This is a genomic window from Microbacterium sp. (assembly GCF_035277845.1).
GTDB lineage: Bacteria > Actinomycetota > Actinomycetes > Actinomycetales > Microbacteriaceae > Microbacterium.
In genome coordinates, this window is record NZ_DATEJS010000241.1 from 1 (window position 1) to 7,919 (window position 7,919).

Genomic DNA, 7,919 nt, shown 5'->3' on the forward strand with positions numbered 1-7,919 from the left:
CCCGAGGCTCGCAGCCGGGGGTTCGGCGGTCCGCCGTGGATGCATGGGCCCGACGGCCACCACGGAGGCCATCAGCCGCCGCCGTTCGCGCAGAAGCTGCACGGGCGCGCGGCCGGGCTGGCGCGCTTCCGGCTGCTGGACGTGCTCGCCGCGGCATCCGAGCCGCTCACGGTGGGCGAGCTCGCCGACGCGCTCGAGGTCGATCAGCCGCGAGCATCCCGTCTCGTGCAGGAGGGCGTCGCGCACGGGCTCGTCGAGCGCCAGGCCGACCCCGACGACGCGCGCCGCACCCGGGTCGCGCTCACCGACACGGGCCGGTCCATCGTGCAGCGCTTCCGCGGCTTCCGCCGGGATGCCGTCGCCACGGCGCTGGACTCGTTCACCCCCGCCGAGCGGGCCGACCTCGCGCGCCTGCTCGCCAAGCTCGCCGCCTCCTGGCCCCGCTGACCCGTCCCACGGCCCCGCCCCACGGCCCGGGCCGCGAACCCTCACCCGGCTGCGCGAACCCTCACCGGAATACGCCGCAGTGCAGTGATCCGGTTAGGGTTCGCGCCTTTCGGTGAGGGTTCGCGAGGGGTGACCGGGCGTCAGCCGAGCTGCTGCTGCGCGCTGCGCACCGGGATCAGCAGGGCGAGGCCGGCGGCGAGCACCAGGACGATGCCGAGGATGCCCCAGTACTGCTGGCCGCCGCCGATCGTGACGAACAGGCCGAAGGCGCCGGGGGCCAGGAAGGTGGCCGCGCGGCCGGTGGTGGCGTAGAGGCCGAACACCTCGCCCTCGCGTCCGGCCGGGATGAGCCGGGCGAGGAACGTCCGCGATGCGGACTGCGCGGGGCCGACGAACAAGCACAGGATGAGACCGCAGATCCAGAACACGGTCTGGCCGCCGTCGTGCAGCACGAAGACCAGGCCGCCGCTGACGATCAGTCCGGCCAGCGACACGATGATGAGCGGCTTCGGGCCGACCCGGTCGTCGAGCGGACCGCTCGCCATCGTCGCGATGCCCGCGACCACGTTGGCCGCGATCGCGAAGATGATCACCTCGCCCGCGCTGAACCCGAACGTGCCCGCGGCGAGCACCCCGCCGAACGTGAACACCCCGGTGAGCCCGTCGCGGAACACCGCGCTCGCGATGAGGAAGAACACCGTGTGCCGGCTGATCCGCCACAGGCGCGCGACATCCTGACCGAGCAGTTTGTACGAGCCGATGAGCCCGACCTTCGCCCGCCCGGCGATGCCCCTGTTCTCGGGCACGGCGAACAGCACGGGCAGCGCCGACAGGCAGAACCACAGCGCCGCGATGAGCATCGACACCCGCACCGCCAGGCCGCCGGCCGACGTCACGCCGAACAGGCCGACGTCGGGGTGGATGAAGCCGAAGTAGACGACCAGCAGCAGCACGATGCCGCCCAGGTACCCCATGCCCCACCCGAAGCCCGACACGCGACCCACCGACTTCGGCGTCGACACCTGCGCGAGCATCGCGTTGTAGTTGACCGCGGCCAGCTCGTAGAAGACCGTGCCGACCGCGAGAAGGCCCAGTCCGAACCAGAGGAAGGCGGCATCCGCCCGTACGAAGAACATGAGCGCGAGGCACACCACGACGACCCCGGTGTTGACGGCGAGCCAGAGCTTGCGGCGGGCCGAGGCATCCGCCCGCTGACCGGTGATGGGCGCGATCACCAGCACGACGAGTCCGGCGACCAGCAGTGCGTTCGACAGCGCCACCGACGTCTGCCCCTTGGACCCGAACGGCGAGCTCGTCAGGTAGACGGTGAACACGAAGGTCGTGGCGACCGCGTTGAACGCGGCCGACCCCCAATCCCAGAGCCCCCAGGCGACCACCGGCCACGTGCGCGTGCGCGCCGTGGCGCCGGGTGTCGCGGGGACCGATGCGGGCATTGCGTCGGTCATGCGCCCACCGTAGCGCGGGCGGGGCCCGGTGGGCCGGATCAGACGGCCGTGATCAGCAGCGCGCGTCCGGGGTGGCGCGAGAGGTCGACGTCGGGCAGCGCCGGTGCGGGGGAGACGCTCGCCGAGGCGGTGTCGGTGGACCGCGCGGTCAGGGTCTGCACGGTGAGCGCGCCGACCAGGCCGATCGCCGCGATGAGCACGACGATGACGAATCCGGTGGCGATCATCAGCCGGCGCTGGAAGGCCGCGCGCATCCCGCGCGGCGTCGCGCGGGACCAGGGGGTTTCGGGCATGAGGGTCCTCGGCGGATGCCGGGGGTGCGGCGATCCGCGCGGTTCGGGTGCAGGTGTCGGGTCACACCGTGCGCGGGTCAGTCTAGCCCCGGGTGCGGCTTCGACCCGGGGGCGCCACGCGTCTAGCGTGAGAGGCATGGAGTTCGACCTCGATCAGCTGTCGCGGCATCCGGACGTCGAGGCGCCGAACCTGCACGCGGTGGATGCCGCCGACCGGCTGATCCTCGACGAGGCCGCGGACGTCGCGCCGGACGCGGCGGCCGGCGGGCTGGTGGTGATCGGCGACGCCTACGGTGCGCTGACACTGGGCGCCGCCGCGCGGTGGGATGCCCGGGGCATCCGCACGCACCAGGACGCGCTCGTCGGGGAGCGGGCGCTCGCCGCCAACGCCGCGCGCGCCGGTCTCGGCGACGCATACCGCTCCCTCGGGCTCGGCGCCGAACTGCTGCAGGATGCCCGTCTGGTGCTGTTGCGCCTGCCGCGCTCGCTCGATGCGCTCGACGAGATCGCCGAGGCCGTCGCACGATGGGCGCCGCCCGACGTGGCCGTCGTGGCCGGCGGCATGGTGAAGCACATGACCGTCGCGATGAACGAGGTGCTGCGGCGCCGATTCGCCCGTCTCGACGTGACGCACGCCCGGCAGAAGGCCCGGGTGCTCATCGCCCGAGACCTGCGGGACGATGTGCAGGGCGGATCGGCCCCGGATGCCGCAGCAGAGGGCCGGGATGCCGATTCCCCCTGGACACTGTCCCGGCCGCCGGCCGCCGCCGCCTGGCCGAAGACCCGCCTCGACCCGGCGACCGGGCTCACCGTGGTGGCGCACGGCGCCGCGTTCGCGGGGCCGACCGTCGACATCGGCACCCGGTTCCTGCTGCCGCTGCTGACCGACGCCGTGCCCGATGCCCGCGACATCGTGGACCTCGGCTGCGGCACCGGGGTCATCGCGACCTTCCTCGCCCGCGCCCGCCCCGCCGCCCGCATCCTCGCCACCGACCAGTCCGCTGCAGCGGTGGCGTCGGCCCGGCTCACCGCCGCCGCGAACGGCGTCGGCATCACCGTGACCCGCGACGACGGCCTCGCTTCGGTGCCGGATGCGTCGGCCGATCTCATCGTGCTGAACCCGCCGTTCCACATCGGCGCGGCCGTGCACACCGGGATCGCGCTGCGGCTCTTCGCCGACGCGGCGCGGGTGCTGCGCCCGGGCGGCGAACTGTGGTGCGTCTGGAACTCCCACCTGCAGTACCGGCCGCACCTGCAGCGCCTCGTCGGCCCGACGCGGCAGATCGCGCGCAACAGCACGTTCACGGTCACGGCATCGACGCATCGCTGAGCGTCCGACCCCAAAGTTGAGTCGTCGGCACTCAACTTCATTTGACATGCCGCGGTGCCCGCAGTACAGTTGAGTCATCACGGCTCAACCCTTGAAGAAGGTCCGGGAGCCGCGACCCACAGACTTCACACACCCCTACTGAAAGAGGACACAACATGGCACGTGCTGTTGGCATCGACCTCGGTACCACCAACTCGGTCGTCAGCGTGCTCGAGGGCGGCGAGCCCACGGTCATCGCGAACGCCGAAGGCTTCCGCACCACCCCCTCGGTGGTCGCGTACACGAAGGACGGCGAGGTGCTCGTCGGCGAGACCGCCAAGCGCCAGGCCGTCACCAACGTCGATCGCACCCTGTCGTCGATCAAGCGCCACATGGGCACGGACTGGAAGACCCAGCAGATCGACGGCAAGGCCTACACGCCGCAGGAGATCTCGGCCCGCATCCTGCAGAAGCTCAAGCGGGATGCCGAGCAGTACCTCGGCGACTCGGTCACCGACGCCGTCATCACCGTTCCGGCGTACTTCAACGACGCCGAGCGCCAGGCCACCAAGGAGGCCGGCGAGATCGCGGGCCTGAAGGTGCTGCGCATCATCAACGAGCCCACCGCCGCGGCGCTCGCGTACGGCCTCGACAAGGGCAAGGAGGACGAGCTCATCCTCGTCTTCGACCTCGGTGGCGGCACGTTCGACGTGTCCCTGCTCGAGGTGGGCAAGGACGAGGACTTCTCCACCATCCAGGTGCGCGCCACGGCCGGTGACAACCGGCTCGGCGGCGACGACTGGGACCAGCGCCTGGTCGAGTACCTCATCAAGCAGTTCAAGGACACCACCGGCGTCGACGTCTCGGGCGACAAGATCGCCCTGCAGCGCCTCAAGGAGGCCGCGGAGCAGGCGAAGAAGGAGCTCTCCAGCTCCATGTCCACGAGCGTCAACCTGCCGTATCTGTCGCTGACCGAGAGCGGCCCGGTGTCGCTGTCCGAGACGATCACGCGCGCCAAGTTCGAGGACCTCACCAAGGACCTGCTCGACCGCACCAAGAAGCCGTTCGCGGACGTCATCCGCGAGGCCGGCATCAAGGTGGGCGACATCGACCACGTCGTGCTCGTCGGCGGCTCGACCCGCATGCCCGCCGTCGCCGACCTCGTCAAGGCCGAGACCGGGAAGGATGCCAACAAGGGCGTCAACCCGGACGAGGTCGTGGCCGTCGGCGCCGCACTGCAGGCCGGCGTCCTCAACCGCGAGCGCACCGACGTGCTGCTCATCGACGTCACCCCGCTGAGCCTCGGCATCGAGACCAAGGGCGGCATCATGACCAAGCTCATCGAGCGCAACACGGCCATCCCGACCAAGCGCAGCGAGACCTTCACCACGGCCGACGACAACCAGCCGTCCGTGGCGATCCAGGTGTTCCAGGGCGAGCGCGACTTCACCCGCGACAACAAGCCGCTGGGCACGTTCGAGCTGACCGGCATCGCGCCGGCCCCCCGCGGCATCCCGCAGATCGAGGTCACCTTCGACATCGACGCGAACGGCATCGTGCACGTCTCCGCCAAGGACAAGGGCACCGGCAAGGAGCAGTCGATGACCATCACGGGCGGCTCGTCGCTGCCCAAGGAGGACATCGAGCGCATGATGCGCGAGGCCGAGGAACACGCCGCCGAGGACAAGGCCCGCCGCGAGGCCGCCGAGGTGCGCAACCAGGCCGAGACGCTCTCGTACTCGATCGAGAAGCTCATCAAGGAGAACGACGACAAGCTGCCCGCGGACATCAAGTCCGACGTGCAGGCCGACGTCGATGCACTGAAGACGGCGCTCGCCGGTGACGACGACGCTGCGGTGAAGACCGCGTTCGACAAGCTGAACCAGAGCCAGGGCAAGCTGGGTGAGGCGATCTACGCCGCCAGCCAGGCCGCCGGCGAGCCGGGCGACCCGAACGTGGCAGACCCGGGCAACGGCTCCGTGCCGAACCCCGAGGAGGACGTGATCGACGCCGAGGTCATCGACGAGGAAGACGAGAAGAAGTAACGATGGCGAAGAAGGACTTCGACAACACGCCCGATCCGGGCGACGACGAGGTCCGTCCGGGCTCGGGGTCGGAGGCGAATGCCTCCGGCCCTGCGCCGCAGGACGGGCAGGATGAGTCCGACGAGCTGACCGTCGACGACATCCTGGGCACCGCGCAGAACGCGGATGCCGCGGCGGAGGACGCCGAGGATGCCGCGATCGCGGACCTCGAGACCCAGCTGCTCAACGACCTCAAGCGCCTGCAGGCGGAGTACGCCAACTACCGGCGCCGCACCGAGGAGCAGCGCGCCGTCGAGATCGAGCGCGCCAAGGGCGCGGCGATCAAGGCGCTGCTGCCCGTGCTCGACGACCTCGACCGGGCCGAGAAGCACGGCGACCTCGACGAGGGCAGTGCGTTCGCGGCCATCGCCGAGAAGCTGCGCGGCATCACCGGCCACATGGGCGTCGTCAGCTACGGCGCCGTCGGCGACGCCTTCGACCCGCAGCAGCACGAGGCGATCGTGCAGGTGCCGAACCCCGCCGTGACCGAGACGACGATCCTCGAGGTCGTCGAGCCCGGGTACCGGATCGGATCGGTCGAGCTGCGCCCGGCCAAGGTCGTCGTCGCGGTCCCCGCGGAGTAAGGAGAGCCTATGGCCAGTCAGGACTGGTTCGACAAGGACTTCTACAAGATCCTCGGGGTCGACAAGTCCGTCAGCGACGCTGACCTGAAGAAGACGTACCGCAAGCTCGCGCGTCAGTTCCATCCGGATTCCAATCAGGGGGATGCCAAGGCCGAGGCACGCTTCAAGGAGATCAGCGAGGCGTACGCCGTGCTGTCCGACAAGGAGCAGCGCGCCGAGTACGACCAGGTCCGCGCCATGGGAGGCGGTGCCCGGTTCACTGCGGGCGGCGCCGGTCAGGGCGGGTTCGATGACGTCTTCTCGGGCATGTTCGGCGGCGGAGGCCGCGGCGGCCAGGCGAACATGGACGACATCTTCGCGATGTTCAACCAGCCGGGCGGCGGGTTCGGCTCCGGCCGGTTCGGCCAGTCGTCCGGCGGTTTCCGCGGGTTCGGCGGTCCGACGAAGGGGCAGGATGTCACGGCCAGCGTGACCCTCGACTTCATCGACGCGACCAAGGGTGAGACGATGACACTGCAGGGCGCCACCGGCCGGCCGATGAAGGTCAAGATCCCGGCGGGCGTCACGGACGGACAGAAGATCCGGCTGCGGGGCAAGGGGCACCCCTCGCCCGACGGCGGCGAGGCCGGCGACATCGTCGTGCAGGTCACGGTGCGCCCGCATCCGGTGTTCACGCGCGACGGACTGAACCTGCGCGTCACCGTGCCGGTCACGTTCACCGAGGCGGCGCTCGGCGCCACCATCGAGGTGCCGACGCTGGGCGGGGCCCCGGTCAAGCTGCGCGTGGCGCCGGGCACGCCGTCGGGTCGCGTGCTGCGGGTCAAGGGCCGTGGCGTCGAGACCGCCAAGGGCACCGGCGACCTGCTCGCCGAGGTCGAGGTGGCGGTGCCGGCGCACCTCGACGACCGCGCCCGCGAGGCCCTGGAGCGCTTCCACGAGGTCGAGCCGCAGGAGAACCCGCGTGCCGACCTCATGGCGAAGGCGTCCGCCGCACGGTGACGTGAGCCTCCGGTCGCCCGACGACCGGTGAGAATGGACAAGGGTGAAAGGGGTGGTCCACATGGTCGACAGCGATGACCTGGACCAGGAGGCCCCGATCCTCGCGATCGCGGCCGCGGCGGAGCTCGCCGGCATGCACCCGCAGACCCTGCGGCAGTACGACCGGCTGGGCCTCGTCGTCCCGGCGCGCACGCAGGGCGGGTCGCGGCGCTACTCGCTGCGCCACGTGCACCAGCTGCGCGAGGTGGCGCGGATGTCGGCCGACGGCATGAGCCTCCCCGCGATCGCGCGGATCATCGAGCTCGAGGACCGCGTGCGGGAACTCCATGTGCGCGTGCAGTCCCTCGAGATGCAGGTGCGCGTCGAAGTCGAGAACCGCCCCGGCTCCCGCGTGTTCGCGGCCGAGACGAGCGGCTCGGTGATCTCGCTGCGCCGCGGCACCCGCATCCGTCGCACCCGTGAGGTGGTGCTGTGGCAGCCGCGTCGCGAGCTTCCTCCCGCCGCGCACCACGACCCCGAGACGGACGCCCAGGCGCCCGACCCCGGCGACGACTGACCTCCGCGAACCCTCACCCTGATACGCGAACCCTCAGCGGAATACGGCCTCCCGGCGTATTCCGCTGAGGGTTCGCGTACGTCGGTGAGGGTTCGCGGTCATGGAGTCGGGGCAGGCGGTCAGGGGTCACGGGTCAGGGGCGGTCGAGCGTCGTGAACCGCAGCAGCACCGCCCGCTCCGG

8 protein-coding genes are annotated in these 7,919 nt (G+C 71.0%); 6 read left to right on the top strand and 2 right to left on the bottom strand.

From position 1 onward, the window contains the following. The coding region (locus tag VJR25_RS10495) for a MarR family winged helix-turn-helix transcriptional regulator (protein WP_324114919.1) at window positions 1-447 on the top strand (447 nt) is incomplete at its 5' end. A 140-nt stretch (window positions 448-587) separates the two neighbouring features. Here the strand turns inward: VJR25_RS10495 and VJR25_RS10500 are convergent. Further along, window positions 588-1,913 carry an MFS transporter gene (locus tag VJR25_RS10500; protein WP_324114920.1) on the bottom strand — a complete coding sequence of 442 codons (1,326 nt, stop codon included), beginning with the start codon at window positions 1,911-1,913 and terminating at the stop codon, window positions 588-590. Window positions 1,914-1,951: 38 nt separating this feature from the next. Then, a complete protein-coding gene (locus tag VJR25_RS10505) occupies window positions 1,952-2,206 on the bottom strand; it encodes a hypothetical protein (RefSeq protein ID WP_324114921.1) in 255 nt (84 codons plus the stop codon). A gap of 136 nt (window positions 2,207-2,342) precedes the next feature. On the opposite strand from VJR25_RS10505, the gene VJR25_RS10510 reads away from it, so the two are divergent. The 5 genes from VJR25_RS10510 to VJR25_RS10530 all read left to right on the top strand — a co-directional run bounded on the left by VJR25_RS10510 (window position 2,343) and on the right by VJR25_RS10530 (window position 7,738). Then, window positions 2,343-3,536 carry a class I SAM-dependent methyltransferase gene (locus VJR25_RS10510; protein ID WP_324114922.1) on the top strand — a complete coding sequence of 398 codons (1,194 nt, stop codon included), beginning with the start codon at window positions 2,343-2,345 and terminating at the stop codon, window positions 3,534-3,536. 155 nt (window positions 3,537-3,691) lie between these two features. Further along, entirely contained in the window at window positions 3,692-5,560 is a 1,869-nt protein-coding gene (gene dnaK, locus VJR25_RS10515) for a molecular chaperone DnaK (RefSeq protein ID WP_324114923.1), read from the top strand. A gap of 2 nt (window positions 5,561-5,562) precedes the next feature. Beyond that, window positions 5,563-6,183, top strand: a complete 621-nt coding sequence (locus tag VJR25_RS10520) for a nucleotide exchange factor GrpE (RefSeq protein WP_324114924.1) — start codon at window positions 5,563-5,565, stop codon at window positions 6,181-6,183. A 9-nt stretch (window positions 6,184-6,192) separates the two neighbouring features. Next, entirely contained in the window at window positions 6,193-7,182 is a 990-nt protein-coding gene (locus VJR25_RS10525) for a DnaJ C-terminal domain-containing protein (RefSeq protein ID WP_324114925.1), read from the top strand. Between the two features lie 61 nt (window positions 7,183-7,243). Then, window positions 7,244-7,738 carry a heat shock protein transcriptional repressor HspR gene (locus VJR25_RS10530; protein WP_324114926.1) on the top strand — a complete coding sequence of 165 codons (495 nt, stop codon included), beginning with the start codon at window positions 7,244-7,246 and terminating at the stop codon, window positions 7,736-7,738. Window positions 7,739-7,919: the final 181 nt, after the last annotated feature.